The sequence below is a fragment of the Acinetobacter sp. ASP199 genome (genome assembly GCF_022700675.1).
GTDB lineage: Bacteria > Pseudomonadota > Gammaproteobacteria > Pseudomonadales > Moraxellaceae > Acinetobacter.
Genome location: NZ_CP062182.1, coordinates 2,061,176 through 2,076,771, shown reverse-complemented (window position 1 = coordinate 2,076,771; position 15,596 = coordinate 2,061,176). Strand labels below are relative to the sequence as shown.

Genomic DNA, 15,596 nt, shown 5'->3' with positions numbered 1-15,596 from the left:
CCTCAGGATGGCTTTTTTAGTCGTGTAGAAAATGTTGTTGTGTGTATTGCAAAATAATATCGGTGAGCTTTTTTAAAGGCTCAGATTGCTGCTTCCAATGATGCCAATACAAGTGCACAGGTGTAGTCGCTTCAGGCATGAGTTCAATCAGTGAACCAGTTTCGAGTTCTTTAAGGATTTGCATTTCAGGCACCATCCCATAGCCTAAGCCTAACTGAATGGCTTCTACAAATGCAGTCGAGGATGGAATGAAATGGTAGGGATAGCTGTGCATGTTTAAACCAAATAAACGCAAAATAAAGTCCGAATGCAGTTGATCTTTCGCGCCAAAAATTACCGCAGGTGCTTGTCTTAGAGCTTCACGATGGATGCCATGTGCAAACCACTGTTGTTTAAATGCTGGTGTTGCCACCATCACATAGCGTATTGCCCCTAAAGCATGGCTCGTACATCCTTTTACATTTATCGGCTCAGAACTAATACAGGCATTCACCACGCCAGCTTCCATCAATTCATGGGTTTTAGATTGATCATCGATACTGAGTTGTAAACTAATCCGTTCTTCAATCAGGATCGACTGTAAGGTGGGCAACAACCAAGTTGCAAGTGAATCAGCATTGGTCGCAATATTTAATTTATAAAATGAAGATGTTTCAGATTTTCCTTGAAGCTGCTGTAATAAGTTTTGCTCCATCAAACGTTGATGCTGTAAGTGTTCAAGCAATAGCTGACCTGTTGCCGTTACTCTGCATGGGCGCTCACGCAGAATCAAAGTATTGCCCAAAACCTTCTCTAAATTTTGTACTCTTAAAGTGACTGCGGAAGCTGTAATACATAAAGACAAGGCAGCATGTTCAAAACTACCTGTCTCAGCAACTGCTAAGAAGGCTTCACAATATTTATGAGGGAGCATTACATTCCTAAGAAAAATTTAGTTATCTTGATATTTTCTTAATAATACTTATTTTAAAAACAATTAGGACATAATTCAGTACAAATAATATAGATGGAATAGGTCATGTTTCATACGCTGATCCATGGTTTTTTAGTCAGTATTGGTTTAATTGTCGCAATTGGGGCACAAAATGCCTTTGTACTGAAGCAGGGCTTGAAACAAGAACATGTCTTTTGGATCTGCCTCATCTGTGCAGTTTCAGATGCTATCTTGATTTTTGCGGGGGTGCTGGGTTTTGGACAGATGGTCAACAGCCACCCACTTTGGATCGATATTGCAAAATATATGGGTGCAATTTTCTTATTTATATATGGTTCACAGCATTTCTATCAGGCGTGGAAAAAGAAACAATCACTAGAAGCCAAAGGGCAGGATGAAAGCCAATTACTCAAACTGATCCTTATTTGTTTGGCATTCACATGGCTAAATCCGCATGTCTATTTGGATACTGTGATTCTGATTGGCTCGATTTCGACACAAATTGAAGGCAATTCCATTCATTTTGCACTCGGAGCTGCATCTGCTTCTTTTATATTTTTCTTTGGTTTAGGTTATAGTGCAAAATATTTACAACCCATTTTCCAGGATTATCGAGCATGGAAAATGTTGGATTTTGCTGTGGGTTGTTTAATGTGGTGGATTGCGTATTCACTTTTGGCTTAAAAAAGCAGGAGTCGAACTCCTGCTCATCTTTTCTTTAACTCTTGAAAACTGATTTATACAGCAGCTTGTAGTGCTTTTAAATCTTCTAAAACCTGTTCAGCATGACCGGCTGCTTTTACTTTACGGTATTCTTTCAACAGTTTGCCATTATGGAAAATGAAAGTAGAGCGCTCAATGCCCATAACCTTTTTACCATACATGTTCTTTTCTTTGATCACGTCAAAGTGATTGCACAGGACTTCTTCTTTATCGCTGATCAGGTTGATGCTCAGGTTCTGCTTTTCCGTAAAGTTCTGGTGAGCTTTAACTGAATCGCGTGATACCCCCAGAATTGTTGTATTTAGTGCATCAAACTGGTCTTTTAGGCAGGAAAAACTTACAGCTTGCGTGGTACAGCCTGGGGTGGAGTCTTTTGGATAAAAATAGATAATCAACCACACTGCATCTAATTGAGCCAGGTTGATTTCACCAGTCGTAGTAGGAAAAGTATGGTCAAGCAAGCTGATCTCAGACATAAAAAACTCCATTGCTGTTGTAATTTTCACAAAAAAATAAGCCACATTATAGTGGCTTATTTCTGCAAAGAATAATCAGAAATTATTTCTTGGCAGCAGCAGCTTTTTGAGCCTGTTCAGTTAAAGTTTTTAACTTTCCAGTTAACTGTGGACCAAAACATGCCTGCAAATCTTTATTTTGTTTTTGTACAAAAGCTAAAGTTGCTGGACTTTTTTTCTGATTAATTGTGCTTTGAATTTCCCATTTTTGTGCATTGGTCAATTTGCCATCTGCCTCAACCGCACAAGTACAATATTTGCTCACTTCAGCACTGGTCAGCTGTTTGCCTTTACCAGTTTCATCTTTACAAACATTGATCAAAGCAGCTTTAACATTGGTGCTTTTGTAAGCATTTTGCAGCTTGCTGTCATCTGCTTGAGCAGTAGTTGCAAACATCGCAGCGGCTGAAACTAAAGCTGAAAGAACAATATTTGATTTAAAATTTTTCATAAACTCTACCTTGTTATTACGGTATATAACGTGTCGGGTCTTCAACACCTGCATCTGCAAAACCTTGTTTACGCAGACGGCAGCTGTCACATGTACCACAGGCACGTCCTTGGTCATCTGCCTGGTAGCAAGATACCGTTTGGCTATAGTCTACGCCATGATCAAGTCCTAAGCGAATGATATTTGCTTTGGATAAATGTAACAGAGGTGTTTCAAATTTAAGCGGCTTACCTTCCACGCCCACCTTGGTAGCAAGGCGCGCCATATTGGCAAAGGCTTCAATAAATTCAGGACGACAGTCAGGATAACCGGAATAATCGACGGCATTAATCCCGATCACAATCGCTTCTGCATCGAAAACTTCAGCTGCAGCCAGTGCATAAGACAGGAAAATGGTGTTACGTGCAGGGACATACGTAATCGGAATACCGGCTTGTTCATGATCCGGTACATCAATACTATGATCGGTCAGAGCAGAGCCACCCAGGTTACCTAGATCAATATTAATCACGCGATGTTCCACACCTGCACGTGCAGTTAAAGCTCGTGCAGCATCAAGTTCAGTCGTGGAACGCTGACCATACATAAAACTTAAGGCAATACATTCGTAGCGTGCCTGCGCCCAGGCTAAACAGGTGGTCGAGTCTAATCCGCCAGATAACAATACAATGGCACGAGGGCGCATAGCTGAATCTCCAAAATACTTGATAAATAATTAACGACCAGTTTCGTCATTCCATAACAGCTTATGCAACTGTAGCTGGAAGCGAACAGGGAGATGGTCTTCTAAAATCCATTGGGCCAGATCACGTGCCAGTTGCGGCATACGCGCTGTACCTTTTTCAACTTCAAAAGCAGGTGAGAACCAAACAGTACTGACTTTTTCATTAAGCTGGTACTGTGCAACCTGCTGTTTGGACCATTCATAATCTTCACGGTTACAGATCACGAACTTGATCTGATCGTGCTGGGTTAAATGGTCGAGATTGGAAAGCAAATTTCGTGCAACTTCACCCGAAGTTGGTGTTTTTAAGTCTAATACTTTTGATACACGAGGGTCTACCTTAGACACATCCAGCGCACCGCTGGTTTCTAGGGAAACTTCACAACCTGCATCGGCCAGGCGCTGCATTAACGGCAAGGCATTCGGCTGCGCCAGTGGTTCACCACCAGTCACGCAGATATAAGGCGTCTTAAAATCGAGTGTTGTTTGAATAATATCTTCTAGAGATTTACGTTCACCACCTTCGAAAGAATAGGTGGTATCGCAATAGGTACAACGTAAGGGACAACCGGTCAGACGGATAAAGACCGTTGGTAGACCTGCAGTATTGGCTTCACCTTGTAATGAATAAAAGATCTCCGTAATGCGTAAACCCGCAGACGGATCAGAAACAGGGATAGCAGAAGATCGAAGCGTACTCATAACAAAATTAACCAGGGAAGAAAGAACAATGTATAAAAATAAAAATCCCTACGATCATTACTGACCGTAGAGACGAAGAGCGACTAAAGCTCTGAGGAACATTAAGTTCCTAAAAAATTAAGACTTAGTCTTCACGCAGTAAATCGTTCAAGCTAGTTTTTGCACGAGTTTTCGCATCAACTTTTTTCACGATCACAGCAGCGTACAGGCTGTATTTACCACATTTAGAAGGAAGGCTACCAGATACAACAACTGAGCCTGCAGGTACACGGCCGTAATGGATTTCGCCAGTTTCACGGTCATAAATCTTGGTAGATTGACCAATGAACACGCCCATAGAAATGACAGAACCTTCTTCTACGATTACGCCTTCTACGATTTCAGAACGTGCACCGATGAAGCAGTTGTCTTCAATAATGGTTGGGTTTGCTTGAAGTGGCTCAAGAACACCGCCGATCCCTACACCACCTGAGAGGTGAACATTTTTACCGATTTGTGCGCATGAGCCTACAGTTGCCCATGTATCAACCATCGTACCTTCGTCAACATAAGCACCGATGTTTACATAAGAAGGCATCAATACCACGTTTTTCGCCTGGTAAGAACCTTTACGCGCTACAGCAGGTGGTACTACACGTACGCCAGCCGCTTTGAACTGTTCTTCAGTCCAGTCGCCAAATTTAGTATCTACTTTGTCATAGAAGCGAAGATCACATGCTTCCATTGGTTTGTTGTCATTCAGTTTGAAAGACAACAATACAGCTTTCTTAATCCATTGATGAACAACCCATTCACCATCGATTTTTTCAGCTACGCGTAGAGAGCCATTGTCCAGGCCAGCAATTACTTCCTCAACTGCTTGACGAACTTCAGCAGGACAATCCGCTGCTGTGAAATTCGCACGGTCTTCAAACGCTTGTTCAATGATTGTTGAAAGCTGAGACATGATCTTCCTTCCAGAAAAAAATTTCCAAGATTTTACACTATATTGAGCAAAGATTAGATGGAAAACACGACTTATATCAAAATTAATTCGTCCGAATTATGGAGAAAATTAATGTGTCAAGTTTCATTAAAAAATTAATGAATATTATATTTATATAGCTCATGATTTAACCAATACACAGAAAATTTCCAGTAAAAGCATCTAATTAAGGTGGATGTGCAAAAAACCTCATGAAAATCATATAAAAGGCATCAAATGTATCAAAAGTTTACATAAACTCAGCAAAACTTGAATAAAGAGTGATCAGATTGTGAATTAAGATGCAGACATAACGAAGAGTAAAAACGTTAAAAATAATTTTTTTGAGGAGACATAGATGAAAACTTTTGCTAAATATTTTGCGCTGTCTGTACTTGCTGCAGCAACCACTTCTGTCATGGCAGCTGATGAAGTCATTGTAACCGATGAAGGCGTTGCTGAATTCTCTTTCTTTAAGCCAGCATCTGTACGTGCTGAAGTCGGTACTACTGGTTACGGTGGTGCAATCTCCTGGAGTGCCAACCCATATGTAGGTGTAACCTTGGGTTATAACGGTGGTGATATCTCTTGGTCGGATGATTTGTCGATTAATGGTTCGAAATATGACCTAGATATGGACAACAATTTAACCTACTTAAATGCTGAAATTCGACCTTGGGCGAACTGGTTCTATATGGCTGCCGGTGTAGCTTATATTGATAATGATTATGGTCTAGAACGTCGTCCAGGTACTAATGCGTCATTCACAGTTGATGGGGCACGTTTTAATGCAGGCGATACAGATGTTCGCATTAATGGTGACCTTTCTTATAAAAATAATATTGCACCTTATGTAGGGATTGGTTTCTCACCAGCCATTACCAATCGTTGGGGGGTCTTCGGCGAGGTAGGGGCCTATTATAATGGGAATCCTACTGTAAGTTTAACTGCTAATCCAGAAGCATATACAATTGACCCTGCTGACGATGGTCGTTCTTTAGAGCAAGCATTAGCTGATGAGCGAGATGCACTTCGTAACGATAATAAATATGAATGGTTACCAGTAGCGAAACTGGGTGTAAGCTTCCGCTTCTAATATTTTACTTAATAAAAAAAACGGGCTTCGGCCCGTTTTTTATTGAAAGTATCTACCATTAAAATTAAAAAAGAGGAAGTTTTGCCTCTTCAATTTAGAATTATAGACGGAGTTCAATCATCCGGATAAGCCACTTTTTTGAGTGCTCGAATGTCTGCATCTGGAGAGCAAAGCGAGATAAATTCGTAGCCATACCCACGTAATAAATGACCTTTACGCACAGCTATCCAAGTCGTATTTACACCAAAAATATCAGTTTTGATCTGTTTTAAGCGATAGTCACGTTCTGGGTCGTATGCCACATCGTTGACAATACCGACCCCCATATTCAGTTCAACATAGGTCTTGATGACATCGGCATCCAGTGCCGACATAACGATATCAACGTCAAAACCTGCTTCTTCAAATGCAGTATCAATTTTAGAACGGCCTGTGAAACCACCGTGATAAGTGATGATGGGATAATTTGCCAGATCTTCAATACGGATATGATCTTTCTTGGTTAACGGGTGGTTTTGAGGCGTGATAATGCTGTGTTGCCAGTTATAGTACGGCACACTGGCCAGGTTATCTTCAGTAGTTAAGGCTTCAGTCGCAATGCCAATATCTGCTTCACCTTGTAGCAGCATTTCGGTAATTTCAACCGGACTAGCCTGTTGCAGAATCAGATGAACTTTTGGAAATTCTTTTTTGAACTGATTTACGATAGGCGGTAGCACATAACGCGCCTGAGTATGCGTCGTCGCAATGGTTAATGTCCCTTCATCCACCTTGTTAAAGTCATCGGCAAGGCGTTTGATATTGTCAGCATCGACCAGCATGCGTTCCACAATTCCGAGCAGTGCCTGACCTGGTTCAGTCAGACCCAACAAGCGCTTACCTTTACGGATAAACAACTGTACACCAAGCTCATCTTCCAGATCTTTAATGTGCTTACTTACACCCGATTGTGAGGTATAAAGTGCTGCAGACGCTTCAGTTAAATTAAAGTTTTGACGAACAGTTTCTCGAATAATTCTTAATTGTTGGAAATTCATAATTCTATACACCCTATAAGCGGATGGGGCTAAATGGCCCCATCTGAATGTGTCTTAAGCGACCTGATTTGCAAATAAATGCAGGTTAAGTGGACTTAACCATACAGTCTGATTCGGTCGGAATTGATGTGCGCGAGCTTCTTCCGGTGTCAGAGAAATTTCAATCAGGTTGCCCTGACGGTCATTTAATTCTGCAACCACTTTACCGGCAATCCATAATTCACGAATGAAAGTTGCCTGGATTGCATTGTCTTGTGGCTGCGCTGAGATCCGCAGTTCATCAGGGCGGGCGAATACAATCACGTCACCTTGTGGATGTTTTTGGGCCCCATCAAATTGGATACGATCTTCACCCAACTGAATGATGCCACCATTATTCTGACCTTCGAAACGGTTGGCCTGACCAAGGAAGTCGAATACAAATGGTGTTTTCGGCGTCTCATACACTTCACGTGGTGAACCGATCTGTTCGACATTACCTTTGTTCATGACGACGATCTGGTCTGCAACTTCAAGTGCTTCTTCCTGATCGTGAGTTACGAAGATCGACGTAATGTGCAGTTCATCATGCAGGGTACGTAACCAGCGACGCAGTTCTTTACGCACTTTAGCATCCAGCGCACCGAATGGTTCATCCAGTAACAGTACGCGTGGTTCAACTGCCAGGGCGCGTGCAAGTGCAATACGCTGACGCTGACCACCCGACAATTGGGCAGGATAACGATCTGCCAGGAAACCCAGTTGAACCAGATCCAGTAAACGGGTGACACGTTTCTTGATTTCAGCTTCTGATGGACGGGTTGAGCGTGGGCGAACACGTAAACCAAATGCCACGTTGTCATACACTGTCATATGACGGAACAGGGCATAGTGCTGGAATACGAAACCGACTTCACGTTCACGGACATGCACGTTGGTTGCATCCTGGCCTTCCAGAATGACCTGACCACCATCTGCAGATTCCAGACCAGCAATAATACGTAGTAGGGTAGTTTTACCACAGCCTGAAGGACCCAAAAGAGCTACTAACTGGCCATCCGGGAAATCCAGGGAAATATTATTCAGTGCATGGAATGCACCAAAGTGTTTTTCAATATTTTTAACTTGAATACTCATGTGGGCATTCCTTAAGAAACTGTTAAATCGTCATTACGTTTGTTTTGTTTTTCCTGGCGCATTTCTACCCAGGTTTTAAGCACCAGGGTCACAATTGCGAGGAGAGCCAGGAGCGAAGACACAGCAAACGCAGCACTAAAGGTATATTCGTTATAGAGAATTTCGACATGTAGTGGCAAAGTATTGGTTTCACCGCGGATATGACCGGATACTACCGATACCGCGCCGAACTCACCCATGGCACGTGCATTACATAGAATCACACCATAGATTAGACCCCATTTAATATTTGGCAGGGTCACTTTCCAGAAGGTTTTCCAGCCTGATGCACCGAGTACAATTGCAGCTTCTTCCTCTTCAGTGCCTTGAGCTTCCATTAAAGGAATCAATTCACGCGCTACGAAAGGTACGGTAATAAAGATGGTGGCCAAAACAATTGCGGGTACGGCATACAGGATCTTAATGTCATTATCCATTAACCAGCTGCCCATCCAGCCTTGGGTACCGAAAATTAGCACCAGCATCATACCGGCGATGACCGGGGATACCGAGAAGGGTATATCAATAATGGTGGTCAGAATGGACTTGCCCGGGAAGTTAAACTTCGCCACTGACCAGGCAGCAGCCACACCAAATACCACGTTTAACGGTACTGCAATTGCAGCAGTTAATAGCGTTAGTTTTACCGCAGATAATGTGTCTGGATGAACGAGGGCTTGCGTATATACGCCAACGCCTTGCTTGAACGCTTCAACAAAGACCAATACCAGCGGCAGAATCAGGCAGCTTAAAAAGAAGATTAGCGCAATTGTGAGCAGGGTATAACGTACCCATTTTGGCTCGCGAGTTGCATCACGGGATTGCAGCTTTTCAGCAAGTGCATTGCTGTTGGTATTTAAACTCATCGTGCAGTTCTCCCTGTGCGACGGCTAGCCCAAGCTTGTAACAAGTTAATCAGGAACAGCATCACAAATGAAATCAATAGCATTACGACAGCAATCGTGGTTGCGCCCGCATAGTCATATTCTTCCAGACGGGAGATAATCATCAGCGGAGCAATTTCCGTTTTAAACGGCTGGTTACCGGCAATAAAGATGACCGAACCGTATTCACCCACGCCACGTGCAAATGCCAGGGCAAAGCCTGTGATCAATGCTGGTAATAAAATCGGGAAAATAATTTTGGTCACGATTTGGAAGCGGTTTGCCCCGAGCGCAGAAGCAGCCTCCTCAAGTTCAGTTTCCAGGTCAGACAATACCGGCTGAACCGTACGCACCACAAAAGGAATCCCGATAAAGATCAGCGCTAGCGTAATACCTATAGGGGTATAAGCCACTTGAACACCTAATGGTTCCAGATACTGACCGATCCAGCCTGTAGGTGCATACAGTGAAGTTAATGCAATACCAGCTACGGCAGTTGGCAGGGCAAATGGTAAATCTACCAGAGCATCAATAATACGTTTACCTGGGAAGCTATAACGGACCAGACACCAAGCCAGTAACAGACCAAAAACAACATTGATCAGGGCTGCGATAATGGCAGCACTAAAACTCAGCTGAAGTGATTTGAGAATACGTTCAGAGCTTAGGATTTCCCATAAACCATCCCAGCCAATGCCGAGCGACTTGATGAATACGGCAGACAGTGGAATAAGAACGATTAATGACAAATACGCTAGGGTAAAGCCTAGAGATAGACCAAATCCTGGCAGCACTCGGGATCGCTGCGACATGATTACTCCTCAAAAGAGAGAATACTGATTGAAGACAACCAGCGAATATTAAAAATGAAATTTGCGACAAGCATAATTTGCAACACCTAAAATGCAAATTTAAAAAAATACTTGCCTTCATCAGCATTACTGATATGTTGCATCGACATCTCTGAATTCAGGTATTGTTTAATTTCAGGGAAGGGGCCAAAGCCCGAAGCAACATTGACATGACCGACTGCACCTAGATTAACCGGCTGGATTTTCCAGGATCTGGCAAAATCATGTGCATCTTCGAAACTGAGCCAAGGATCATTTTCACTGATCAACATTATGGTTGGAACCTGAAGCTTGAGCTGATGGAAATAAGCGCTGTAATCTGTTTGGCTATCACGTGCAAAGCCATTTTCACCAAAACGGGCTGGATTGGCCGGAGCCACCAGAACCAACTTTTTAATTTTGCGACAAAGTTCCGGATGCTGGTCCAGCGCTGCAAGACTGGTCAGGCAGCCAAAGCTGTGCGCCACGATTTCAATATCATCTTCAATCTGCTGTACAGATTTGACAAACTGCGCTACCCAGATGCTGAGTACCGGATGGTTCCAATCCTTCTGCTGAACACGGGAGCATTGCATCAGGCCACGTTGCAACCAGGATTGCCAGTGAGCATGTTCACTGCCACCAACACCTGGAACAATGAGGGTATGTATCATGCGAATGCTCCTTGTCTATTGAATGCAAAACTTATTTTGCTGTATTGGCTTTGACGATTTGATCGAAAATGCCACCATTTTCAAAGTGAGCTTTTTGCACTTTGTCCCAACCACCAAATTCCTGATCAATGGTCACCAGTTTTAATGGCTTGAATACCTGGCTGTACTTCGCCAGTACTTTTTCATTACGTGGACGGTAGAAGTTACGTGCTGAAATTTCTTGACCCAGTGGTGAGTACAGGAAGTTCAAGTAACCTTGTGCCAGGTATTTGTTGCCTTTTTTCGCTACCGTTTTTTCTACGATCGCTACAGGTGGCTCAGCCAGAATAGATAGAGAAGGCGTTACGATTTCGAATTTACCAGGTTGTTCACGAAGTGCCAGATGCGCTTCATTTTCCCAAGCCAGTAATACGTCTCCAATACCGCGTTCAGCAAATGTCGTGGTTGAACCACGTGCACCTGAATCCAAGACTTTAGTCTGTTTATAGATTTTGCGAACAAATTCTTGTGCTTTGGCATCATTACCGCCTGGTAGATGTTTTGCGTAAGCCCACGCTGCCAGATAGTTCCAACGTGCCCCACCAGAGGTTTTTGGATTTGGTGTAATGATTGCGACATTCGGTTTAACCAGATCGCCCCAGTCTTTAATATTCTTTGGATTGCCTTTACGCACCAGGAATACGATGGTTGATGTATATGGTGTAGAATTGTGAGGCAATTTTTTTTGCCAATCCGCAGGGAGTAATTTGGCTTTTTCTGCAATCACATCGATATCAGCAGCCAGTGCTAATGTCACGACATCAGCTTCCAGGCCATCAATCACGGCACGAGCCTGTTTACCAGAACCCCCATGTGACTGTTTAAAGTTAATAGTTTGGCCAGTCCGACTTTTCCAGTATTTGCCGAATTCTTTGTTAACATCTTCGTAGAGTTCACGCGTCGGATCATAAGAAACATTTAGAAAGTCGCGCGCTGCTGCACCAAAAGAAGTTGCTGAAATAACAGCAGCCACAACCCCAATTTTTAATTTTGTTGAAATGCTCATGTGAACCTCAAACTCTTACACGTTCTGTAACATGAGTGAAGAATAAACTTATTCTTTATGCATAAAAAATAATTAAAAATGAATTTTATATGAAAATAAAAGATAAGTAATTAAGTAAGTATTTAAAAATAATAATGGCCTTATTGAATAAGGCCATTATTGCTGCATTTATAAGACGTTATTTTGTGTTATTCGCTTTTACGATCTGATCAAAGATGCCCCCATTGTCAAAGTGTTGTTTCTGAACTTTGCTCCAGCCACCAAATTCTTTATCAATCGTGACCAGTTTTAGTGATTTAAATACATGACTGTATTGCTTTAACACTGCTGCATTACGAGGACGGTAGAAATTCTTCGCTGCCACAGTCTGACCGGCAGGTGAGTACAGATAGTTCAGGTAGGCTTTAGCCAGATTTTCATTACCATCTTTCTTGGCATTCTTTTCTACAATTGCCACGGGTGGTTCAGCCAGAATAGACAGAGAAGGCGTGATGATCTCAAATTTACCGGGTTGTTCACGAATGGCGAGATGCGCTTCATTTTCCCAAGCCAGCAGTACATCACCAATGCCACGTTCAGTAAAGGTTGTTGTAGAACCACGTGCACCAGAATCCAGTACTTTGGTTTGTTTGTAGATCTGACGGACAAAGTCTTGTGCCTTGGTATCATTACCACCTGGTTGGTGTTTTGCCCATGCCCAAGCTGCCAGATAGTTCCAGCGCGCGCCACCTGAGGTTTTCGGGTTTGGCGTAATGATATCTACCCCAGGTTTCACCAGATCACCCCAGTCCTTAATGCCTTTCGGATTGCCTTTTTTGACTAAGAAAACAATTGTTGAGGTATAGGGTGTCGAGTTTTGTGGAAATTTCTTCTGCCAGTCTGTTGGTAAAAGGCCACGTTTAGCAATTTCATCGATATCTGCTGCCAAAGCTAGTGTAACTACGTCTGCATCCAGACCATCAATCACGGCACGTGCCTGTTTGCCTGAACCCCCATGTGACTGTTTAAAATTAATATCCTGGCCCGTAGATTTTTTCCAGTAAGCACTGAATTCTTTGTTAAAGTTGTCGTACAATTCGCGAGTTGGGTCATAGGATACATTTAGGAAATCCTTCGCAGAAACGCTAAATGCAGTTGCTGAAAGCAGTGCTGCAAGTACCCCAATTTTTAATTTATGGATATTCATATTTGCCTCAAGTGTTTTTGGTTTTTGTTGAATGAGGCAAGAATAGCTGGAGTTTTTTTGCATAAAAAATAATTAAAAGAGAATTTTATGTGAGTAAAACAGATATGTGGCTGCTGTATAGCTTCGCATGCCCTGACATTGACCTGAGAGGTGAAAATCATGCTGTGTTTTAAAAATGCACAACAAGTCAATCAGATAGATTTGCTTGATCGCGCCTTTCATTATGGCGATGGCTGTTTTACGACAGCCCGGATTCGAAATAACCGTATTGAGCTGCAGGAACGGCATTTATCGCGCCTACGTATAAGCAGCCAGAAAATGCAGTTACAAGCAGACTTAAGCCTGATTGATGAAACCTTAGAACAATTACGTGAATTAAACTCTACCTTAAACGGTACTCTGAAAATTATTCTGAGTCGGGGCATTGGTCAGCGTGGCTATAGCTTGCCAGATCATCCAGCAGATGTTTGGGTATATTACTATCCGCAAACGCTTCAGGAGCATCAGTTTGAACAGATTAAAAGCGGTGTATTAAATACTGCACTTGGCCTGTGTATGCCGCAATTAGTCGGCTTAAAAACACTGAATCGCTTAGAGCAGGTTATGCTAAAGCAGGAAGCAGACCAGCAGGGTTGGAGCGAAGCGCTGGTCTGTGATGTGCAGGGTGAAATTGTTGAAGGGGTGAGCAGTAATTGTTTTTTAAGGATAAACAATACATGGGTTACGCCGGAACTTCGCTATAATGGCGTCACTGGGGTAATGCGTGCCGAGATTCTGGAGCGTATGCTACAGCAAGGTATTATTTGTGAACAGCGTAGTCTGGCTTTGAATGAAATTGCTTCCATTCAAAGCCTATTCTTCTGCAATGCACTGAGCCCTATGAAAATTGTTACTCAATTTGAACAAAAAACACTGGATACAGAAGTCTGTATTGAGTTATTTCATCGTCTTCATTTACATCAGATCATTTAAAATATGTCCGCCAGCAAATCCACACGAAAAAAGAAAAATAAAGCGAAATCGGCCTTTCCAATTAAAGGTGTATTGGTCGTTCTTCTAGGTCTTGTATTGATCCTGGCCGTGATTCTCAAAAGCAGCTTGTTTAGAGATTATCCAGTTGAAGGTAAAACACAGATGCTGGCGATCAGTGCTGGGGATACCTATTCTGGGTTTATCGACCGTCTGGTCAAAGAAGGTTATGTCAGCTTTCCGATCATGCTGAAAGTCTATCAGCGCTTTATCATTCATGACACGATGAAAGCAGGTGTGTATGAAGTGCGCGATGGCATGAGTGTCCGTCAGGTGCTGGAAATGATTTCCAATTCTGAAAATGCCCAGATGAACCGTATTCTGGTAATTGAAGGTACTACTTTTAAACAGCTGATCGATACTTTAAAGAAAGATGATTTAGTCACGAAAGAAGTAGTGAATCTGCCAACTGATCAATTGCTGAAAGAGTTAAATATTCCGTTTAATCATCCTGAGGGTTTGTTTGCACCAAATACCTATTTCTTTGCCAAAGGTGAAACCGACCGTAAGATTCTGACAGATTTGTATCGTCATCAGATGCAGGCACTAGATCAAGCCTGGAACAACCGTGCCAATGATCTTCCATATCAGAATAAATATGAAGCACTGATCATGGCATCGATTATTGAAAAAGAAACCAGTCTGGATAGTGAACTGGAGCAGGTGTCAGGTGTATTTGTACGCCGTCTGAAAATGGGGATGCGCCTGCAAACTGACCCAACCGTGATTTATGGTATGGGGGATAAATATCAGGGCAATATTACCCGTAAAGATCTGCGTACCCCGACGCCATACAATACCTATACGATTTCTGGCTTACCACCAACACCAATTGCTTTGCCGGGCAAAAAAGCCATTGAAGCAGCAATGCATCCGGATAATTCACAAAATATTTACTTTGTCGCAACGGGAAATGGCGGGCACAAGTTCAGCACGAATCTACAAGATCACAATAGAGCAGTGCAGGAATATCTCACTGTTTTACGTTCAAAAAATTAAGGAGTGAGCATGTTTATCAGCTTTGAAGGCACTGAAGGTGTAGGAAAAACCACGCTCATTCGTCGTATCTATGATGACTTTGTTGCACAGGGCAAAGAGGTGGTATTAACCCGTGAACCGGGTGGCACGCCAATGGCCGAACAGATCCGTTCACTCTTGCTGGCTGTAAATCATGAAGAAGCGATGTGTAATGACACTGAGTTGTTACTGATGTATGCCGCACGTGCCCAGCATCTGGCACAGGTGATTCTGCCTGCACTGGAAGCCGGTAAGATTGTCTTATGTGACCGTTTTACTGATGCCAGTTTTGCCTATCAATGTGCAGGACGTGGACTTAGTGAAGCCAAGCTGAATTTGCTGAATGATAACTTTGTTTCACGTATGCCAGATGTTACTTTCTGGCTGGATGCGCCAATTGAACTGGGTATGAACCGTGCCCGTGAACGTGGTGCGCTGGACCGTTTTGAACAGGAGAAAGTCTCTTTCTTTGAGAAAGTCAGAAGCGGTTATGAAACTTTGTGGCAGCGTCATCCGCAACGTATGAAGCGTCTTGATGCGACGCAAGCGCCAGAACAGGTGTTCGCTCAAGCCATGGCAGAATTACAGGCTGTCTGAGCAGTCAGATTTAAATCTCTGTAATGCTCTAAA

Annotated in this window: 18 protein-coding genes; 5 read left to right on the top strand and 13 right to left on the bottom strand. The window is 42.8% G+C overall.

Going from position 1 to position 15,596, the window contains the following annotated elements:
- Positions 1–16: 16 nt before the first annotated feature.
- A complete protein-coding gene (locus tag IHE35_RS09860; RefSeq protein WP_242787221.1) occupies positions 17–913 on the bottom strand; it encodes a LysR family transcriptional regulator ArgP in 897 nt (298 codons plus the stop codon).
- A gap of 105 nt (positions 914–1,018) precedes the next feature.
- Here IHE35_RS09860 and IHE35_RS09855 point away from each other — a divergent pair, with 105 nt between their 5' ends.
- Entirely contained in the window at positions 1,019–1,618 is a 600-nt protein-coding gene (locus tag IHE35_RS09855; RefSeq protein WP_242787220.1) for a LysE/ArgO family amino acid transporter, read from the top strand.
- Between the two features lie 53 nt (positions 1,619–1,671).
- Here the strand turns inward: IHE35_RS09855 and IHE35_RS09850 are convergent, their stop codons facing one another.
- The 5 genes from IHE35_RS09850 to dapD all read right to left on the bottom strand — a co-directional run bounded on the left by IHE35_RS09850 (position 1,672) and on the right by dapD (position 4,995).
- Positions 1,672–2,133 carry a peroxiredoxin gene (locus IHE35_RS09850; RefSeq protein WP_242787219.1) on the bottom strand — a complete coding sequence of 154 codons (462 nt, stop codon included), beginning with the start codon at positions 2,131–2,133 and terminating at the stop codon, positions 1,672–1,674.
- A gap of 82 nt (positions 2,134–2,215) precedes the next feature.
- Positions 2,216–2,623 (bottom strand): hypothetical protein, encoded by a 408-nt coding sequence (locus IHE35_RS09845; protein WP_004892225.1) that lies wholly within the window; start codon positions 2,621–2,623, stop codon positions 2,216–2,218.
- Between the two features lie 16 nt (positions 2,624–2,639).
- On the bottom strand, positions 2,640–3,308 hold the full coding sequence (gene queC / locus IHE35_RS09840) for a 7-cyano-7-deazaguanine synthase QueC (protein ID WP_242787218.1): 669 nt from the start codon (positions 3,306–3,308) through the stop codon (positions 2,640–2,642).
- Positions 3,309–3,338: 30 nt separating this feature from the next.
- On the bottom strand, positions 3,339–4,049 hold the full coding sequence (queE, locus tag IHE35_RS09835) for a 7-carboxy-7-deazaguanine synthase QueE (protein ID WP_242787217.1): 711 nt from the start codon (positions 4,047–4,049) through the stop codon (positions 3,339–3,341).
- Between the two features lie 124 nt (positions 4,050–4,173).
- Complete coding sequence (gene dapD, locus IHE35_RS09830) at positions 4,174–4,995, bottom strand: 2,3,4,5-tetrahydropyridine-2,6-dicarboxylate N-succinyltransferase (RefSeq protein WP_004815162.1); 822 nt, start codon at positions 4,993–4,995, stop codon at positions 4,174–4,176.
- 376 nt (positions 4,996–5,371) lie between these two features.
- Here dapD and carO point away from each other — a divergent pair, with 376 nt between their 5' ends.
- Complete coding sequence (carO, locus tag IHE35_RS09825; protein WP_242787216.1) at positions 5,372–6,109, top strand: ornithine uptake porin CarO; 738 nt, start codon at positions 5,372–5,374, stop codon at positions 6,107–6,109.
- Positions 6,110–6,222: 113 nt separating this feature from the next.
- Here carO and IHE35_RS09820 read toward each other — a convergent pair whose 3' ends face one another.
- From IHE35_RS09820 to IHE35_RS09790, 7 genes are all read right to left on the bottom strand, one after another.
- The gene (locus IHE35_RS09820) at positions 6,223–7,146 is read right to left on the bottom strand and encodes a CysB family HTH-type transcriptional regulator (protein WP_242787215.1); all 924 of its coding nucleotides are present in this window, start codon (positions 7,144–7,146) and stop codon (positions 6,223–6,225) included.
- Positions 7,147–7,200: 54 nt separating this feature from the next.
- Positions 7,201–8,262, bottom strand: a complete 1,062-nt coding sequence (locus IHE35_RS09815) for a sulfate ABC transporter ATP-binding protein (protein ID WP_242787214.1) — start codon at positions 8,260–8,262, stop codon at positions 7,201–7,203.
- Between the two features lie 11 nt (positions 8,263–8,273).
- The gene (cysW, locus tag IHE35_RS09810) at positions 8,274–9,167 is read right to left on the bottom strand and encodes a sulfate ABC transporter permease subunit CysW (protein WP_004892240.1); all 894 of its coding nucleotides are present in this window, start codon (positions 9,165–9,167) and stop codon (positions 8,274–8,276) included.
- Positions 9,164–9,997: a sulfate ABC transporter permease subunit CysT gene (gene cysT / locus IHE35_RS09805; RefSeq protein ID WP_242787213.1), complete on the bottom strand. Its 834-nt coding sequence runs from the start codon at positions 9,995–9,997 to the stop codon at positions 9,164–9,166. The genes cysW and cysT overlap by 4 nt, the downstream gene beginning before the upstream one ends.
- Positions 9,998–10,083: 86 nt before the next feature.
- Positions 10,084–10,689 carry an alpha/beta hydrolase gene (locus tag IHE35_RS09800; RefSeq protein WP_242787212.1) on the bottom strand — a complete coding sequence of 202 codons (606 nt, stop codon included), beginning with the start codon at positions 10,687–10,689 and terminating at the stop codon, positions 10,084–10,086.
- A gap of 31 nt (positions 10,690–10,720) precedes the next feature.
- On the bottom strand, positions 10,721–11,734 hold the full coding sequence (locus tag IHE35_RS09795) for a sulfate ABC transporter substrate-binding protein (protein WP_242787211.1): 1,014 nt from the start codon (positions 11,732–11,734) through the stop codon (positions 10,721–10,723).
- A 178-nt stretch (positions 11,735–11,912) separates the two neighbouring features.
- Positions 11,913–12,920 carry a sulfate ABC transporter substrate-binding protein gene (locus IHE35_RS09790; protein WP_242787210.1) on the bottom strand — a complete coding sequence of 336 codons (1,008 nt, stop codon included), beginning with the start codon at positions 12,918–12,920 and terminating at the stop codon, positions 11,913–11,915.
- Between the two features lie 159 nt (positions 12,921–13,079).
- Here IHE35_RS09790 and pabC point away from each other — a divergent pair, with 159 nt between their 5' ends.
- From pabC to tmk, 3 genes are read left to right on the top strand one after another with little or no spacing between them, the layout of a single operon-like run.
- Entirely contained in the window at positions 13,080–13,892 is an 813-nt protein-coding gene (pabC, locus tag IHE35_RS09785; protein ID WP_242787209.1) for an aminodeoxychorismate lyase, read from the top strand.
- 3 nt (positions 13,893–13,895) lie between these two features.
- A complete protein-coding gene (mltG, locus tag IHE35_RS09780) occupies positions 13,896–14,948 on the top strand; it encodes an endolytic transglycosylase MltG (RefSeq protein WP_242787208.1) in 1,053 nt (350 codons plus the stop codon).
- A 9-nt stretch (positions 14,949–14,957) separates the two neighbouring features.
- Positions 14,958–15,563, top strand: coding sequence for a dTMP kinase (gene tmk, locus IHE35_RS09775; protein WP_242787207.1), 606 nt, complete (start codon positions 14,958–14,960; stop codon positions 15,561–15,563).
- The last annotated feature ends 33 nt before the right edge of the window (positions 15,564–15,596 follow it).

Coding starts and splice junctions, on each gene's coding strand:
- carO (WP_242787216.1), top strand. CDS start 5,372: ATGAAAACTTTTGCTAAATATTTTGCGCTGTCTGTACTTGCTGCAGCA.
- tmk (WP_242787207.1), top strand. CDS start 14,958: ATGTTTATCAGCTTTGAAGGCACTGAAGGTGTAGGAAAAACCACGCTC.
- IHE35_RS09815 (WP_242787214.1), bottom strand. CDS start 8,262: ATGAGTATTCAAGTTAAAAATATTGAAAAACACTTTGGTGCATTCCAT.
- IHE35_RS09855 (WP_242787220.1), top strand. CDS start 1,019: ATGTTTCATACGCTGATCCATGGTTTTTTAGTCAGTATTGGTTTAATT.
- IHE35_RS09860 (WP_242787221.1), bottom strand. CDS start 913: ATGCTCCCTCATAAATATTGTGAAGCCTTCTTAGCAGTTGCTGAGACA.
- mltG (WP_242787208.1), top strand. CDS start 13,896: ATGTCCGCCAGCAAATCCACACGAAAAAAGAAAAATAAAGCGAAATCG.
- IHE35_RS09845 (WP_004892225.1), bottom strand. CDS start 2,623: ATGAAAAATTTTAAATCAAATATTGTTCTTTCAGCTTTAGTTTCAGCC.
- IHE35_RS09800 (WP_242787212.1), bottom strand. CDS start 10,689: ATGATACATACCCTCATTGTTCCAGGTGTTGGTGGCAGTGAACATGCT.
- IHE35_RS09850 (WP_242787219.1), bottom strand. CDS start 2,133: ATGTCTGAGATCAGCTTGCTTGACCATACTTTTCCTACTACGACTGGT.
- cysW (WP_004892240.1), bottom strand. CDS start 9,167: ATGAGTTTAAATACCAACAGCAATGCACTTGCTGAAAAGCTGCAATCC.
- pabC (WP_242787209.1), top strand. CDS start 13,080: ATGCTGTGTTTTAAAAATGCACAACAAGTCAATCAGATAGATTTGCTT.
- queE (WP_242787217.1), bottom strand. CDS start 4,049: ATGAGTACGCTTCGATCTTCTGCTATCCCTGTTTCTGATCCGTCTGCG.
- queC (WP_242787218.1), bottom strand. CDS start 3,308: ATGCGCCCTCGTGCCATTGTATTGTTATCTGGCGGATTAGACTCGACC.
- dapD (WP_004815162.1), bottom strand. CDS start 4,995: ATGTCTCAGCTTTCAACAATCATTGAACAAGCGTTTGAAGACCGTGCG.
- IHE35_RS09790 (WP_242787210.1), bottom strand. CDS start 12,920: ATGAATATCCATAAATTAAAAATTGGGGTACTTGCAGCACTGCTTTCA.
- cysT (WP_242787213.1), bottom strand. CDS start 9,997: ATGTCGCAGCGATCCCGAGTGCTGCCAGGATTTGGTCTATCTCTAGGC.
- IHE35_RS09795 (WP_242787211.1), bottom strand. CDS start 11,734: ATGAGCATTTCAACAAAATTAAAAATTGGGGTTGTGGCTGCTGTTATT.
- IHE35_RS09820 (WP_242787215.1), bottom strand. CDS start 7,146: ATGAATTTCCAACAATTAAGAATTATTCGAGAAACTGTTCGTCAAAAC.